This window comes from Serratia sp. Ser99, from assembly GCF_024519545.1.
GTDB lineage: Bacteria > Pseudomonadota > Gammaproteobacteria > Enterobacterales > Enterobacteriaceae > Serratia > Serratia liquefaciens.
This window is the reverse complement of record NZ_JALJRT010000006.1, coordinates 276,615-290,306: the sequence shown is the minus strand read 5'-3', so window position 1 is coordinate 290,306 and position 13,692 is coordinate 276,615. Positions and strand designations below refer to the sequence as shown.

Annotated in this window: 15 protein-coding genes; 6 read left to right on the top strand and 9 right to left on the bottom strand. The window is 56.8% G+C overall.

The features are described 5' to 3' along the window. Window positions 1–43 precede the first annotated feature (43 nt). Window positions 44–1,399 carry a 2-hydroxycarboxylate transporter family protein gene (locus tag NR114_RS14715; RefSeq protein WP_020828307.1) on the top strand — a complete coding sequence of 452 codons (1,356 nt, stop codon included), beginning with the start codon at window positions 44–46 and terminating at the stop codon, window positions 1,397–1,399. A 133-nt stretch (window positions 1,400–1,532) separates the two neighbouring features. Next, window positions 1,533–2,477 carry an MBL fold metallo-hydrolase gene (locus tag NR114_RS14710; protein WP_129941737.1) on the top strand — a complete coding sequence of 315 codons (945 nt, stop codon included), beginning with the start codon at window positions 1,533–1,535 and terminating at the stop codon, window positions 2,475–2,477. A 5-nt stretch (window positions 2,478–2,482) separates the two neighbouring features. On the opposite strand, the gene NR114_RS14705 is transcribed toward NR114_RS14710, so the two are convergent. Beyond that, window positions 2,483–3,376 carry a LysR family transcriptional regulator gene (locus NR114_RS14705; RefSeq protein ID WP_129941736.1) on the bottom strand — a complete coding sequence of 298 codons (894 nt, stop codon included), beginning with the start codon at window positions 3,374–3,376 and terminating at the stop codon, window positions 2,483–2,485. Between the two features lie 123 nt (window positions 3,377–3,499). Between NR114_RS14705 and NR114_RS14700 the strand changes: the two genes are divergently transcribed. Both NR114_RS14700 and NR114_RS14695 read left to right on the top strand, forming a co-directional pair. Then, on the top strand, window positions 3,500–4,240 hold the full coding sequence (locus NR114_RS14700; protein WP_234530779.1) for an SDR family oxidoreductase: 741 nt from the start codon (window positions 3,500–3,502) through the stop codon (window positions 4,238–4,240). Between the two features lie 73 nt (window positions 4,241–4,313). Further along, window positions 4,314–4,526, top strand: coding sequence for a DUF1289 domain-containing protein (locus tag NR114_RS14695; RefSeq protein ID WP_020828303.1), 213 nt, complete (start codon window positions 4,314–4,316; stop codon window positions 4,524–4,526). Between the two features lie 75 nt (window positions 4,527–4,601). Here NR114_RS14695 and nrdF read toward each other — a convergent pair whose 3' ends face one another. The 5 genes from nrdF to NR114_RS14670 all read right to left on the bottom strand — a co-directional run bounded on the left by nrdF (window position 4,602) and on the right by NR114_RS14670 (window position 9,070). Continuing rightward, window positions 4,602–5,573, bottom strand: coding sequence for a class 1b ribonucleoside-diphosphate reductase subunit beta (gene nrdF, locus NR114_RS14690; RefSeq protein ID WP_020828302.1), 972 nt, complete (start codon window positions 5,571–5,573; stop codon window positions 4,602–4,604). Window positions 5,574–5,581: 8 nt separating this feature from the next. After that, a complete protein-coding gene (gene nrdE, locus NR114_RS14685; RefSeq protein WP_234530781.1) occupies window positions 5,582–7,726 on the bottom strand; it encodes a class 1b ribonucleoside-diphosphate reductase subunit alpha in 2,145 nt (714 codons plus the stop codon). Beyond that, complete coding sequence (gene nrdI / locus NR114_RS14680; protein ID WP_020828300.1) at window positions 7,708–8,112, bottom strand: class Ib ribonucleoside-diphosphate reductase assembly flavoprotein NrdI; 405 nt, start codon at window positions 8,110–8,112, stop codon at window positions 7,708–7,710. Before nrdI ends, nrdE begins: the two co-directional genes overlap by 19 nt. 8 nt (window positions 8,113–8,120) lie before the next feature. Continuing rightward, on the bottom strand, window positions 8,121–8,357 hold the full coding sequence (gene nrdH, locus NR114_RS14675; RefSeq protein WP_020828299.1) for a glutaredoxin-like protein NrdH: 237 nt from the start codon (window positions 8,355–8,357) through the stop codon (window positions 8,121–8,123). 281 nt (window positions 8,358–8,638) lie between these two features. Beyond that, window positions 8,639–9,070 (bottom strand): carboxymuconolactone decarboxylase family protein, encoded by a 432-nt coding sequence (locus tag NR114_RS14670; RefSeq protein ID WP_020828298.1) that lies wholly within the window; start codon window positions 9,068–9,070, stop codon window positions 8,639–8,641. A 96-nt stretch (window positions 9,071–9,166) separates the two neighbouring features. Between NR114_RS14670 and NR114_RS14665 the strand changes: the two genes are divergently transcribed. Then, window positions 9,167–10,600, top strand: coding sequence for a PLP-dependent aminotransferase family protein (locus tag NR114_RS14665; RefSeq protein ID WP_234530783.1), 1,434 nt, complete (start codon window positions 9,167–9,169; stop codon window positions 10,598–10,600). A gap of 66 nt (window positions 10,601–10,666) precedes the next feature. Here NR114_RS14665 and NR114_RS14660 read toward each other — a convergent pair whose 3' ends face one another. Continuing rightward, a complete protein-coding gene (locus NR114_RS14660; protein WP_020828296.1) occupies window positions 10,667–10,975 on the bottom strand; it encodes a YqjD family protein in 309 nt (102 codons plus the stop codon). 231 nt (window positions 10,976–11,206) lie between these two features. On the opposite strand from NR114_RS14660, the gene asr reads away from it, so the two are divergent. Continuing rightward, complete coding sequence (gene asr / locus NR114_RS14655) at window positions 11,207–11,683, top strand: acid resistance repetitive basic protein Asr (protein WP_116691888.1); 477 nt, start codon at window positions 11,207–11,209, stop codon at window positions 11,681–11,683. 196 nt (window positions 11,684–11,879) lie between these two features. On the opposite strand, the gene NR114_RS14650 is transcribed toward asr, so the two are convergent. Together NR114_RS14650 and NR114_RS14645 are read right to left on the bottom strand one after the other, a co-directional pair. Further along, a complete protein-coding gene (locus tag NR114_RS14650) occupies window positions 11,880–12,260 on the bottom strand; it encodes a DUF4440 domain-containing protein (protein ID WP_129941734.1) in 381 nt (126 codons plus the stop codon). Then, window positions 12,257–13,639, bottom strand: coding sequence for an MFS transporter (locus NR114_RS14645; protein ID WP_256814412.1), 1,383 nt, complete (start codon window positions 13,637–13,639; stop codon window positions 12,257–12,259). The genes NR114_RS14650 and NR114_RS14645 overlap by 4 nt, the downstream gene beginning before the upstream one ends. Between the last annotated feature and the right edge of the window lie 53 nt (window positions 13,640–13,692).

Below are 13,692 nucleotides of genomic sequence, written 5' to 3'. Positions count from 1 at the left end.
CGTTTCTCTATGATGGCTGAACAAACTAATAAGAGGCCAGATTATGAGCACAACAGATGATTCTTTCCTCGCCGCCAAAGACAAAACCGCTGAAATACCGCTGCGGGAGAAATGGTGGCATATACTGGACAATTACAAAGTAGGAATTATTCCGTTGCCGTTCTTTGTTCTGGCCGGCGTACTTATTTTATTGGATTGCCTGGAAGGGAAATTACCGAGCGATATCGTGGTCATGGTTGCCACATTGGCGTTCTTTGGTTTTGCCTGCGGCGAGTTTGGCAAACGCCTGCCGCTGATCGGCAAAATGGGGGCCGCGGCGATCTGCGCCACCTTTATTCCTTCTGCGTTGGTGCATTACGGCTTGCTGCCGGACGTGGTGGTGGAATCGACCACCAAATTCTATAAATCGACCAATATTCTGTATCTCTACATCTGCTGCATTATCGTTGGCAGCATTATGAGCATGAACCGTCAGGTGCTGATCCAGGGCTTTCTGCGCATTTTTGCGCCGATGCTGTGCGGTGAGATTGTCGGCATGCTGGTAGGAATGGCGGTGGGCATGGCGTTGGGGCTGGAGCCGTTCCAAATCTTCTTCTTCCTGATTTTGCCGATCATGGCCGGTGGCGTCGGTGAAGGCGCGATCCCGCTGTCGATGGGGTATGCGGCGATTCTGCATATGGAGCAGGGGGTAGCCTTGGGGCGCATTCTGCCTATCGTCATGCTTGGCAGCCTGACCGCCATTGTTCTGGCCGGCTTGCTTAACCAACTGGGTAAACGTTACCCGCACCTGACCGGCGAAGGCAGCCTGATGCCGAGCAAGCAGGGCGAAAGCGAGATGAGCGCGGTGGAAAAAATCAGCGGTAAGGTGGATGTCAGCACCATCGCCTGCGGTGCGCTGCTGGCCATCCTGCTGTACATGGTAGGGATGTTGCTGCACCGCATGATTGGCCTGCCGGCACCGGTCGGCATGCTGTTCGCCGCGGTGGCGGTGAAGCTGGCACATGGCGTGTCCCCACGCATTCAGGAAGGTTCGCAGGTGGTCTATAAATTCTTCCGTACTGCGGTCACCTACCCGATTCTGTTCGCCGTCGGCGTAGCGATCACTCCGTGGCAGGAACTGGTTAACGCCTTCACCTTCCAAAATCTGGTGGTGATCGTCAGCACCGTGTCTGCACTGGTGGCGACCGGCTTCTTCGTCGGCAAGAAAATTGGCATGCACCCGATCGATGTGGCGATTGTCTCCTGCTGCCAGAGTGGGCAGGGTGGCACTGGCGATGTTGCCATCCTCACCGCCGGCAACCGTATGTCGCTGATGCCTTTTGCGCAGATAGCTACCCGTATCGGCGGCGCGATCAATGTCTCGCTCTCTTTGCTGGTACTGGCCAAATTCTTCGTATAACTCAAAAAGATCCTTAGTGTTTCTTTGCCTTTCCCCGCCCCCGCGGGGATTTTTTTTTCATTTTTTGCCTCCGGCAGGCGTCATTTCCGCTTTGGGTTAATACTTAGCGCTCAAACGACAACAAGGAGTCACCATGTTCTGGAAACGTTACCTGCTGGGGGCGGCGCTGGCCGTTATGTCGCTGCAAACCTTGGCCGCCGCGCCGCAGGTGAAAACCCCCGCGCCGGGTTTTTATCGCATCATGCTGGGCAGCTATGAAGTCACAGCCTTGTCTGATGGCGTACTCCGCTTGCCGGTTGACAGACTGCTGCTTAACAGTTCGCCAAAGCAGATAGAGACCGCTCTGGCCGAGCACCATCAGGGCCTGCCGGTCGTCACCTCTGTTAATGCTTACCTGATCAATACCGGCAGCAAGCTGATCCTGGTTGATACCGGTGCGGGTTCGCTGCTGGGGGACGGGTTGGGCAAACTGGTCGTAAACCTCAAGGCTGCCGGTTATCAGCCACAGCAGGTGGATGAAATTTACCTGACGCATATGCACCCGGATCATCTCGGCGGTTTGACGCAAAACGGTAAAGCTGCTTTTCCAAATGCAGTGGTGCGTGCCGGGCAGCAGGATGCGGATTTTTGGCTTAGCGAGAGTCGGTTGAAACAGGCGCCGCCGAAGGAGAAAGCCTCGTTCGAGAATGTTATCGCCGCGCTCAAGCCTTATCAGACCGCCGGACATTTTAAAACGTTCAGTAATGATGGTGAGCTCTCGCCGGGGATCAGTGCGTTTGCCGCCCATGGGCATACGCCAGGCCACAGCATCTATCTGGTGGAGAGCCAGGGTAAAAAATTGCTGCTGCTGGGGGATTTGATCCACGTGGCGGCGGTGCAGTTCGCCCATCCGCGTGTCGCGATAAGCTTTGATAAAGATGCCAAAGCGGCAGTAGCCCAGCGGCTGCGGGTGTTTAGTGATAGCGCTCAACGCAGTGTGCTGGTGGGAGGACCGCATCTGTCATTCCCCGGGCTGGGTTACCTGAATAAACAGGGGGAAGGTTATGACTGGGTGCCGCTGGAATATGGCGCCATGTAAGGCGTTTATCGGTTACGGGCGGCGAACACTTTGCTGAACCAGTCGATGAAGACCCGAACTCGTGGTGAAAGTTGGCGGTTGCGCGGGTAGAGCAAGGAGACCGGCATCGGAGTGGAGGGGAATTGCGGCAGCAGGGGCAGCAGGCTGCCATTGTCCAGGCTGTCGCGCAGGTGATAACGCGGTACCTGAATGATCCCCAGCCCCATGCGCGCCGCAGCAACCAGGCTTTCCGCCGCGCTGACCGACACCGTGCAAGGCAATGTCACCTGCCGCGTCTGGCCAGCCACAGTAAATTCCAGCGGCATCAGGGTGCCGCTGGCCGAGGAACGGAAGCCCACCATGCGGTGGCCTTCAAGTTCGCTGATGGAATGCGGCGTGCCAAAACGTTGCAGGTAGTCCGGGGCGGCGCAGGTGACCTCTTCAAGCTCGCCTAACCGACGCGCCACCATATCGCTGTCTTTCAGTTTGCCGACCCGCACCACGCAGTCGATACCTTCCCGCACCGGATCTACCAGCCGATCGCCCTCGCTCATAAAAAGTTCGATATCCGGATATTGCGTCAAAAAGTCGGGAAGTTCCGGCAGCAAAAAGTGACGTGCCAACGTGCCGTGCACGTCGATGCGCAGCAGCCCACGCGGTTTGGCACCGGCAAACGCCATCTCGGCATCTTCGATATCCGCCAGAATGGTCAGGCAGCGTTGATAGTAAGCTTCGCCATCCAGGGTGGGGCTGACGTGGCGGGTAGTGCGTTGCAACAACCGCACCTGCAGCCGAGCTTCCAGTTGCTTGATGGCATCGGTCACCGTCGAGCGCGGCAGGTTCAGATCCTGTGCGGCCTGGGTAAAGCTGCGTTGTTCCACCACGCGGGTGAACAAGCGCATGGCATCGATTCTGTCCATGGTTATTGTTCGCTAAATTCGGATAGTGATAACGAAGAGTAGGGGATTATTCGCCAAGGCGAAAGGTGCATGATGTTGTCACGCCGGTAAGTCGCCGGCGCATAGCCGACGAGGATAGAGAGCATGAACACCAAGACTCAGCAAGTTGCCATTGTCACCGGCGCATCGCGCGGTATAGGCGCGGCCATTGCCGAACGCCTGGCTGCCGACGGTTTTACCGTGATCGTCAACTATTCAGGCAATCAGGCATTGGCCGATGAGCTGGTGCGCAAAATTGAACAAAGCGGGGGGCGGGCGCTGAGCGCCAGGGCGGACGTCAGCGACGCCGCTGCCGTTGCCCAGCTGTTTGACCGTGCCGAGCAGGCTTTCGGCGGCGTGGATATCCTGGTGAATAACGCCGGGGTGATTGCGCTGGCTCCGGTCGCAGAAATGAGCGATGCCGATGTCGATCGGCTGATCGGCATTAACCTGAAGGGGACCTTCAACACGCTGCGAGAGGCGGCGAAACGCCTGCGCGACAACGGGCGCATCATCAACTTTTCGTCCAGCGTGGTCGGGCTGCTGCAGCCGAGCTACGGCATGTATGCCGCCAGCAAGGCCGCCGTCGAAGCGTTGACCAGCGTGCTGGCGAAAGAGCTGCGGGGGCGCAATATTACCGTCAACGCCATCGCGCCGGGCCCGACCGCCACCGGGCTGTTCCTGGACGGTAAAACGCCGGAGCTGATCGACCGGCTGGCGAAAATGGCTCCATTGGAGCGTCTGGGTCAGCCGCAGGATATCGCCGCGGCGGTGTCATTCCTGGCCGGTGCAGACGGTGCCTGGATCAACGGCCAAACCCTGCGGGCCAACGGCGGCATTATCTGATTTTACCGGGGCGGTTTCTCTCGCGGCAGGATCGGGTATCCTGTCGCGAGAAATCCACCGGAGGAAGCGCCTTATGGTAGGCCGCAGCAGAAGAAGAAAAACCGGCAGTCAGATTGACGATGGCGTGCGTTCACCCTGCAATAATGTTTGCCAGATCGACACCGAAAACGCGTGGTGTCGGGGCTGTTGGCGCACGCTGGAGGAAATCGCCGCCTGGTCGAGTGCCGATGACGAGGAAAAGCGGGCCATTTGGCAGCGCATCCGACAGCGTACCGGAAATATCTAAACTGTAGGGGCGCGGTAGCCTGCGCCCGTTCAGCGGTTATGATTTAGAGCAAAGTGATTCGCCCCGCGATTTCACTCAGAAATCCCAGTCGTCATCTTCAGTGTTGACCGCTTTACCAATCACGTAAGACGAGCCTGAGCCGGAGAAGAAGTCGTGGTTCTCGTCGGCGTTTGGCGACAGCGCCGACAGAATGGCCGGATTGACCTGCGCCATCGACGGCGGGAACAACGCTTCGTACCCCAGATTCATCAACGCCTTGTTGGCGTTATAGTGCAGGAAGGTTTTCACGTCCTCAGTCCAGCCTACACCGTCGTACAGCTCTTCGGTGTAACGCACCTCGTTATCATACAAATCCTGCATCAGATCGAAGGCGAAATTTTTCACCTGTTGGCGCCGCGCCGCGTCGACCTTCTCCAATCCTTTTTGGAATTTATAACCGATGTAATAACCGTGCACCGCCTCATCGCGGATGATCAGACGGATCAAATCGGCGGTGTTGGTCAACTTGGCGCGGCTCGACCAGTACATCGGCAGATAAAAGCCCGAATAGAACAGGAACGACTCCAGGAATACGCTGGCGACCTTCTTCATCAGCGGATCATCGCTGCGGTAGTGGGCCAGAATGATGCTGGCTTTTTTCTGCAGTGCGCGGTTTTCTTCGCTCCAGCGGTAGGCATCGTCGACGTCCGGCGTCTGGCACAGCGTAGAGAAAATTGAGCTGTACGAACGAGCATGCACCGCTTCCATAAAGCTGATGTTGGAGTACACCGCCTCCTCATGCGGCGTAATCGCATCTTCGATCAGCGCCGGCGCGCCCACGGTATTTTGAATGGTGTCCAGCAGCGTCAGGCCGGTGAACACCCGAATGGTCAACTGCTGTTCCTTTGGCGTCAACGTTGCCCACGACGGAATGTCGTTCGACAGCGGCACCTTCTCCGGCAGCCAGAAGTTGGAGGTCAGGCGGTTCCACACCTCCAGATCCTTGTCGTCTTCGATGATGTTCCAGTTGATCGCGCGCACCAACTGCGCCGGTTTAGGGGTATTCATAGATTGCCTCACAGTGCACAGGACACGCAGCCCTGCACCTCGGTGCCTTCCAACGCCATCTGGCGCAGGCGGATGTAATAGATGGTTTTGATGCCTTTACGCCAGGCATAAATCTGCGCGCGGTTGATGTCGCGGGTGCTGGCGGTATCGCGGAAAAACAGCGTCAGCGACAGCCCCTGATCGACGTGCTGAGTGGCGGCGGCATAGGTATCGATAATTTTTTCCGGCCCTATGTCGTAGGCATCCTGGTAGTACTCCAGGTTGTCGTTGGTCATATAGGGCGCCGGATAATAGACGCGACCAATTTTTCCCTCTTTGCGGATCTCGATGCGTGACACGATCGGATGGATGCTGGAGGTCGAGTTATTGATGTAGGAGATGGAACCGGTGGGCGGTACCGCCTGCAGGTTCTGGTTGTACAAGCCGTGCATCATCACCGACTGGCGCAGCGCCAGCCACTCTTCGCGGCCAGGGATGGCGATATTGGCGTCGGCGAACAGCGCGCGAACCCGTTCGGTTTGCGGCTGCCATTCCCGTTCGGTGTATTTGCTGAAGTATTCACCTGAAGCATAGGTCGACTCTTCGAAGCCGCCGAATGCGCTACCGCGCTCGATGGCCAACCGGTTAGAGGCGCGAATGGCGTGGTAAGCGACGGTATAGAAATAGATGTTGGTGAAATCAATCCCTTCTTCTGAGCCGTAGAAGATGCGTTCGTGGGCCAGGTAGCCGTGCAGGTTCATCTGGCCGAGGCCAATGGCATGCGAACTGCGGTTGCCTTCGGCAATCGACGGCACCGAGCGAATGTCGCTCATGTCCGCCACCGCCGTCAGCGCACGGATCGCGGTGTCGACCGCTTTGCCAAAGTCGGGGGCATCCATGGTTTTGGCGATGTTGAGCGAACCGAGGTTGCAGGAAATATCCTTGCCTACCTGGTCGTAGCTCAGGTCATCGTGATAGGTGCTGGCGCGGTTAACCTGCAAAATCTCGGAGCACAGGTTGCTCATGTTGATGCGCCCGGCGATCGGGTTTTCACGATTGACCGTATCTTCAAACATCATGTACGGATAACCGGATTCAAACTGGATCTCCGCCAGTACCTGGAAGAATTCACGCGCATTGATGCGTGATTTGCGGATGCGCTTGTCATCCACCATTTCGCGGTACTTCTCGCTGACGCTGATTTCCGAGAACGGCACGCCATACACTTGCTCGACGTCATAGGGCGAGAACAGGTACATCTCTTCGTTATTCTTCGCCAGTTCGAAAGTGATATCCGGGATCACCACCCCCAGCGACAGCGTCTTGATGCGGATTTTCTCGTCGGCATTTTCACGCTTGGTGTCGAGGAAACGCAGAATATCCGGGTGATGAGCGTTGAGATAGACCGCGCCGGCACCCTGACGCGCACCCAGTTGGTTGGCGTAAGAGAAGGCATCCTCAAGCATCTTCATGATAGGGATCACCCCTGAAGACTGGTTCTCTATGCGTTTGATCGGGGCACCGACCTCGCGAATGTTGGTCAGTAAGAACGCCACGCCGCCGCCGCGTTTTGACAGTTGCAGCGCAGAGTTCACCGCCCGACCGATTGACTCCATATTGTCTTCGATGCGTAACAGAAAACAGGACACCAGTTCGCCGCGCTGCTGCTTGCCGCAGTTGAGGAAAGTGGGCGTCGCCGGCTGGAAGCGGCCGGAGATCATCTCCTCCACCAAATCTTGTGCCAACGCGGTATCACCTGCCGCCAGCGTTAAGGCGACCATGCACACCCGGTCTTCGTAGCGTTCCAGGTAGCGCTTACCGTCGAAGGTTTTCAGCGTGTAGCTGGTGTAATACTTAAAGGCGCCGAGGAAGGTCTCAAAGCGGAATTTTTTCGCATAGGCCTGTTGGAAAAGCTGTTTGATAAAGGCGAACTCGTACTGCGCCAACACGCTCTGTTCATAATAACCTTCCTCCACCAGATAGCGCAGCTTCTCCTCCAGGTTATGGAAGAACACGGTGTTTTGATTCACGTGCTGCAGGAAGTAGTGCCGCGCTGCTAACCGATCCTTGTCAAACTGGATACGGCCTTCGGCATCATAAAGATTGAGCATCGCGTTGAGCGAATGGTAATCCAGCGCGCTTGCGGCGGGCCGGGTCAGTTCTGTCGTTGCCAAAATGCGGTTACTCCCTGTCGAACGTTTGCAACGTCTTGTGTGGTGCCGAGCAGCTCAAAGCGGTAAAGAAAAGGCACCTGACATTTTTTGGCGATGATGTCGCCGGCAATGCCGTACGCTGCGCCGAAATTGGTATTCCCGGCGGCGATAACGCCGCGCAGGAAAGCGCGATTTTGTGGATCGTTGAGAAAGCGGATCACCTGGATCGGCACGGCTCCTACGGCGCTGCCGCCGCCATAGCTGGGCACGATCAAAATATAGGGTTTATCCATCAGCAGTTTGCTGCGGGCGCCGGCGATAGGGATACGTATCGCCGGCAATCCCAGTTTTTCAACGAACCTGTGGGTGTTCTCCGAACTGCTGGAGAAATAGACCAGCGGGTTCATGGGCAACCTCAGGACGCCAGGGCGTGGGCCAGCGCGCCGATTTTGTCCGGCCGGAAGCCAGACCAGTGATCTTCACCGGCGATAATCACCGGAACTTGCTGATAGCCAAGGGATTTAACATGGTTCAGCGCCTGCTGATCCTGGGTGAGGTCGATCACCTGATAACCAATCCCTTGTTTATCGAATGCGCGATAGGTGGCGTTGCACTGGACACAGTCCGGTTTACTGTAAATAATAATGCTCATGATTCGCATTTACCTTTTAGGCTGAAGGAAAGGCGGACAGGTCAGATAACGGAGCATTGAACGGCGTTTCTGACGGCGTTACCAACCGCTACATGTTCCCTGCGGTTGATGGGTTAAATACTATATGTGGATATTTAATTTATCAACCACGCTATATATGGTGTTTTGGCAGGATTCACGTTGAGGCCGCATCAGGGCTGGAAAAGCAGAGGGAAAAATTTTTTTTGGCGGTTGTTGGCGGGAAACCCCTCTCGGGCGAGAGGGGGATAAGTGCGGTTTCGTCATTGACGCATGCTGATGGCCAGGCGGTTAAAGGCGTTCATGATGCTGATGGCGAAGGTTAAATCGGCAATCTCCGCCTCGCTAAAGTGCGTCTGCAGCGCTTCAAACGCGCTGTCCGGTGCGCCAGTTGCGGCGATCAGGGTCACGGAGTCTGCCCACTCAAGCGCCGCGCGCTCGCGGTCGCTGAACGCATGACTCACGCGCCAGCCCGCCAGTTGGTCCAGCTTGGCGTTGTCAACGCCACTTTCTCTCAGTGCTTTACCATGCATATCCAGGCAGTAGGCACAGCCGTTAATCTGCGATACGCGCATAAACATCAGCTCAATTGTCGCCTTGTCCAGCGCGCCTTTCTCCAGTGCCATCAGGGCGGTCACCATGCCTTTGTAAGGGGCGGGAGAGAGTTCGGAATATTTCAAACGTTGCTTAATCATGGTCAACCTCAGTTAGCGAACAGCAGAATAATGAGGCTACTTTAATGGCGATATGGACTATGCTATAGAGCCATAAAATGATTATTTAACCAGGCCATGATGCGTCAGTTTCTCTCCTCTTTGCGGCTGGATGCTCAGCTCGCAGATCCTTTGTACCGGCAGATTTATCTGCGAATTAAAGACGCCATTGCGCAAGGAAGCCTGCAGGCGGGCAGTCGGCTACCTTCTGTACGTGGGCTGGCGAGCGATCTGGGCGTGGCGCGGGCCACGGTGGAAAGCGCTTACGGCCAACTTATCGCCGAAGGTTTTCTGCAAAGCCGGGGACAGGCTGGCACTTATGTTTCGCCGCAGCTGCAGAATCTGCCGGTACGCGCAGCATTGACGACGGAAGTGTTGCCGGCGGTGGCGGCTAATCCATTGCATCCGAGTGGGGCAACGCAGCCTTTTCAATTGGGGCTGCCGGCGCTGGATGCTTTCCCGCGCGCACTATGGCAGCGGATTGTCGGTCGCCAATTGCGTACTGCTCCTTTGGCGGCCATGGCTCATCCGTCAACTCAAGGGTTGCCAGAGTTGCGCGCGGCGATCGTGAATTATTTGCAGCTTTCGCGTGGTATCAATTGTCGACCGGAACAGGTTTTTATTTGTGCCGGCTATCAGGCATTGCTGGATTTGGTGATCGGCACTTTACTCAAGACCGGTGACGAGGTGTGGCTGGAAGACCCTGGCTACCCGGTGACCCTACCGCTATTTCGCGCCGCCGGCATGCAGCCGGTGGCCGTGCCGGTTGATGAGCAGGGGATGAATATCGCCGTCGGTGTTGCCGCTGCACCCCGAGCACGCATGGCGGTGCTGACGCCGACCCACCAGAGTCCCCTGGGCGTCTCGCTTAGCCTGGCGCGGCGCATGGCCTTACTGGAGTGGGCACAGCAGCAGGGGGCATGGATCCTTGAAGACGATTACGACAGCGAGGTTCGTTATCATGGTCGGCCGCTGCCGCCGTTGAAAAGTCTCGATCGTCAGGGCAGGGTGCTGTACGCCGGGACTTTCAGTAAAACCTTGTTTCCGGCACTGCGTATGGCTTATTTGGTCGTGCCGCTTGAACAGGTGGACGCTTTTGGACGCAGCAGCCGGTTACGCGGTTGCGGCTGCCCGCCACTGATGCAGGCTAGCGTGGCTGATTTTATCCATCAGGGGCATTTCTATCGCCATCTGAAACGTATGCGGCCTCTCTATCGCCAGCGCCGTGAATGGCTGGCGCAGGCGCTTGCACGACAGCTGTGGGAGTATTTGACGGTATCGTCGCAGGCCGGGGGCATTCAATTACTGGCACGATTGACGGCAAAAGGCTTGGATCGGAGGATCGCGCAAGAGGCCTGGCAACGCGGGTTGTCGATACAGGCACTTTCGGATTGGCACATAGCCAGTGCGGCGGGAGATGGCCTGCTGATGGGGTTTGCCAACTTTACCCAGCAGAGCGAGGCTGAGCGGGCAGTGGCCAGGCTAGCCGAGTTGTTTGAAGCCACAAATTAAACGGCCCGCGGTTTCCCACGGGCCAGACGCACATCTGTTGTTTTATCTTTATGACTGCAAGGGGTGTTAACGCCGGGCCAGCAGAACGCCGAGGACGATGCCAACCGCGGCCCCGATCCCTACGCCCTGCCAAGGTTTGTCGCGCACGTAGCTGTCGGCTTGTTCGACGGCATCGCGGGCGTGCTGTGTCAGATTGCTGGAACCATTGAAGCGAGCACGGGCGTCGCGTAACACGCCTTTGGCTTTGCTGTGCAGCTCTTTCAGTTCCTCTTTGGTTTTGTCACCGGATGCACGTAGCACCTCATCCAATGTATCAGCCAAAAGAGTGACGTCCTGATCAATGTCGCGTTCTACTTTTTCTGATTTCTTAAACATTCGACTCTCCGTTTTTGACACATGTCTCTTAAGTGTAGACCATTTCTCAAAATGTGCCGGCGATCACGGTAAAATACCTGATGGGATTACGTCACCGGCGATGCCTGTCTGTGTTGTACATTTGGTTACTCGGCGAAACCAATCACTCACGGAAGCGGCTCATCGATTCCTCTAGTATCTGCTTCAACGGCCCAACGGGGCTTACTGAAAAAACACTCTGAGGAATTAAAGATGAAAAAAGTATTAGCCCTGATCGTTGCTGCCACCATGGGTCTGTCTTCTGTTGCTTTCGCTGCTGATACTGCTGCAGCTCCGGCAACGGCTGCTCCGGCTGCAACCACCACTACCGCTGCGCCAGCTGCTGCTGAGAAGGCTCCTGCTAAAGCCACTCATCATAAGAAAGCGCACCACAAAGCGACCAAGAAAGCCCCAGCTCAGAAAGCCCAGGCGGCTAAAAAGCACCACAAAGCCACCAAGAAAGCCCCAGCTCAAAAAGCTCAGGCCGCTAAAAAGCACCAAAAAGTAAGCAAAAAAGCTCCAGTACAGAAAGCTCAGGCTGCTAAAACTCACCACAAAGTAAGCAAAAAAGCGCCAGCTCAAAAAGCCCAGGCTGCTAAAAAACACCACAAAAAAGCGCCAGTGCAGAAAGCTCAGGCCGCTAAAAAACACCACAAAGCCACCAAAAAAGCAGCAACTCCAGCCGCTTAATTGAGTGAGGAATGCGGTGCCTGAGGGGGCCGCATCATCCCGACGTTATTGAGACACCCGGCTTGGCCGGGTGTCTTCTTTTGAGGGCTAGCTCATGATGATCAATCGCTATCTGTTCGAAGTGATTTTCAGCGCCGTCACCCTGTGTGGGCTGATCGTGGCCTGGGAACTGTTTCTGGCCGACGGTTTTCTCTGATTACTGCGCGATGGGCGTTTCATGCAGGTGCCGCCAGCCCAGCCCGGTTTGGGTTTGTTCAAACACCACGGTGGAATTGCGCAGCGTCGCCGCCTGTCCAGGCAGCCTCTGTTTCTCGCGATAGCTGACCACAGCCCCCGTCGGCCATTCGGCCACCAACGTCATCTCTTCTATGCTGATTGCCAACCCCGGTTTGGCGGCCCGATGCGCACGGAAAAAAGCGCTCAGTGCGGCAAAATCGAGTCGGCTGCCGTTCAGCGCGATCATGCTGAAGGCGGGATCAAAACGCGCCAACAGCCCCTGTTCATCTCCGGCCCCTTTTTCCAGCCAGTTTTCAATGGCGACGTGTGCGTCGATCACTTCGGTAAAATATTGGTTCATTGGTGTTCCTGTTGAGTATTGAGACGGCGCACTATGGCGCGGTTTGCGATGCGCAGGCACAGCAGCATGGGGATCAGCGTGCTGGCGGCGGCCAGGTAAAAACAACTTTTGTAGGCGACGGCGGGGGTAAAATGTTCCAGCAGCAGGTTGAGTAACAAGCTGAGCAGGGCGACACCCAGGCAGAAGCTGAGCTGTCGGTTGATATTCCACAGCGCACTGGCGTCGGCCAATTGCTCATCGGCAATATGCAAAAAGGCGCTGCTCTGCGCGGTGCTGCTGCACAGGCTGCCGCCAAAGCCCATCAGGGCGAAGGCCGCAACCTGCAATCCGTAATCCCCAGCGTGCGCAATCTGTGACAGCGCCAAAATGCCCAACCCTTGCAGCAGACAGCCGAAGATAAACAGCGGTTTCGGGCCAAAATGGTTAAATTTCCTGCCGGTCAACGTGATGGCCAGGAACGAGGCCAGCGACCAGGGCAGCATCAGGCTGCCGACCTGCGCGGCACGCATGCCCAACTGATTTTGCAAATACAGCATGGCGATCAGGCTGACGCCGATAAACAGGCCGGGGATGCACTGATAAATCATCATCGACGTGCGCAACAGCGGATCCTGAACCAGGCGCAGATTCAGCAAAGGGTGGGTAATGCGCAGGCTACGGCGCAGGAAATAGGTCAAGGCGATCGCTCCTGCGGCCAACAGTAACGCGCCTTGCGCAAGGCCCCCGTTTTCCCCCAGTCGGGTGAGGCCCAGTAAGATCAGCGTCAGGGCCGTACAGGCGCTAAGCAACCCCTTGATCTCGAGCGGTCGACGTTGCGGATCGGGTACCTGAGGACGCAGCCAGAGTGCGGCCAACAGCAGCGCCAGCGCGGCGAGCGGCAGGTTGGCAAAGAACACCCAGCGCCAGTCGAGCCGGTCGACAATAAGCCCCCCCAATGCCGGTGACAGTGCCGGGGCCAGCAGGCCTACCAGCATAATGGCGGCGGAAAGCCCCGCGCGCTCATGGCTACGGTACAGTTGGTAGGTCAGCGTTTGGCCGATCGGGATCAACAACCCGCCGCCCATGCCCTGCAGCACTCTCCAGCCAACCAGTTCGCCGATGGAATCGGCATAGCCCGCCGCCGCCGTTGCCAGCATAAACAAGGTTAACGACAGCAAAAACACCCGCCGTCCGCCAATGCGCTGCGCTAACCAGGCGCTGAGCGGGATCACCAGCGTCAGGCCGAGAATGTAGCCGTTACTGACCCAGGCCAATTCACCGACCGAAGCCTGCAGCGCATGGCCGATTGAGGGGTAAGCGACGTTGGCGATAAACATGTTGATCAGATCGACAAAAAATCCGAGCAGGTAGACGATTGCGACTTTGATGCGATAGGGCATGGTGCCTCCGGTTGAAGGCCAGCAGTGTAACGGGCGGGAAAGTGCGGATAAAT

Excerpts from the sequence above, each read along its gene's own strand:
- NR114_RS14715 (WP_020828307.1), top strand. The coding sequence starts at position 44 with ATGAGCACAACAGATGATTCTTTCCTCGCCGCCAAAGACAAAACCGCT.
- NR114_RS14710 (WP_129941737.1), top strand. The coding sequence starts at position 1,533 with ATGTTCTGGAAACGTTACCTGCTGGGGGCGGCGCTGGCCGTTATGTCG.
- NR114_RS14705 (WP_129941736.1), bottom strand. The coding sequence starts at position 3,376 with ATGGACAGAATCGATGCCATGCGCTTGTTCACCCGCGTGGTGGAACAA.
- NR114_RS14700 (WP_234530779.1), top strand. The coding sequence starts at position 3,500 with ATGAACACCAAGACTCAGCAAGTTGCCATTGTCACCGGCGCATCGCGC.
- NR114_RS14695 (WP_020828303.1), top strand. The coding sequence starts at position 4,314 with ATGGTAGGCCGCAGCAGAAGAAGAAAAACCGGCAGTCAGATTGACGAT.
- nrdF (WP_020828302.1), bottom strand. The coding sequence starts at position 5,573 with ATGAATACCCCTAAACCGGCGCAGTTGGTGCGCGCGATCAACTGGAAC.
- nrdI (WP_020828300.1), bottom strand. The coding sequence starts at position 8,112 with ATGAACCCGCTGGTCTATTTCTCCAGCAGTTCGGAGAACACCCACAGG.
- nrdH (WP_020828299.1), bottom strand. The coding sequence starts at position 8,357 with ATGAGCATTATTATTTACAGTAAACCGGACTGTGTCCAGTGCAACGCC.
- NR114_RS14670 (WP_020828298.1), bottom strand. The coding sequence starts at position 9,070 with ATGATTAAGCAACGTTTGAAATATTCCGAACTCTCTCCCGCCCCTTAC.
- NR114_RS14665 (WP_234530783.1), top strand. The coding sequence starts at position 9,167 with ATGATGCGTCAGTTTCTCTCCTCTTTGCGGCTGGATGCTCAGCTCGCA.
- NR114_RS14660 (WP_020828296.1), bottom strand. The coding sequence starts at position 10,975 with ATGTTTAAGAAATCAGAAAAAGTAGAACGCGACATTGATCAGGACGTC.
- asr (WP_116691888.1), top strand. The coding sequence starts at position 11,207 with ATGAAAAAAGTATTAGCCCTGATCGTTGCTGCCACCATGGGTCTGTCT.
- NR114_RS14650 (WP_129941734.1), bottom strand. The coding sequence starts at position 12,260 with ATGAACCAATATTTTACCGAAGTGATCGACGCACACGTCGCCATTGAA.
- NR114_RS14645 (WP_256814412.1), bottom strand. The coding sequence starts at position 13,639 with ATGCCCTATCGCATCAAAGTCGCAATCGTCTACCTGCTCGGATTTTTT.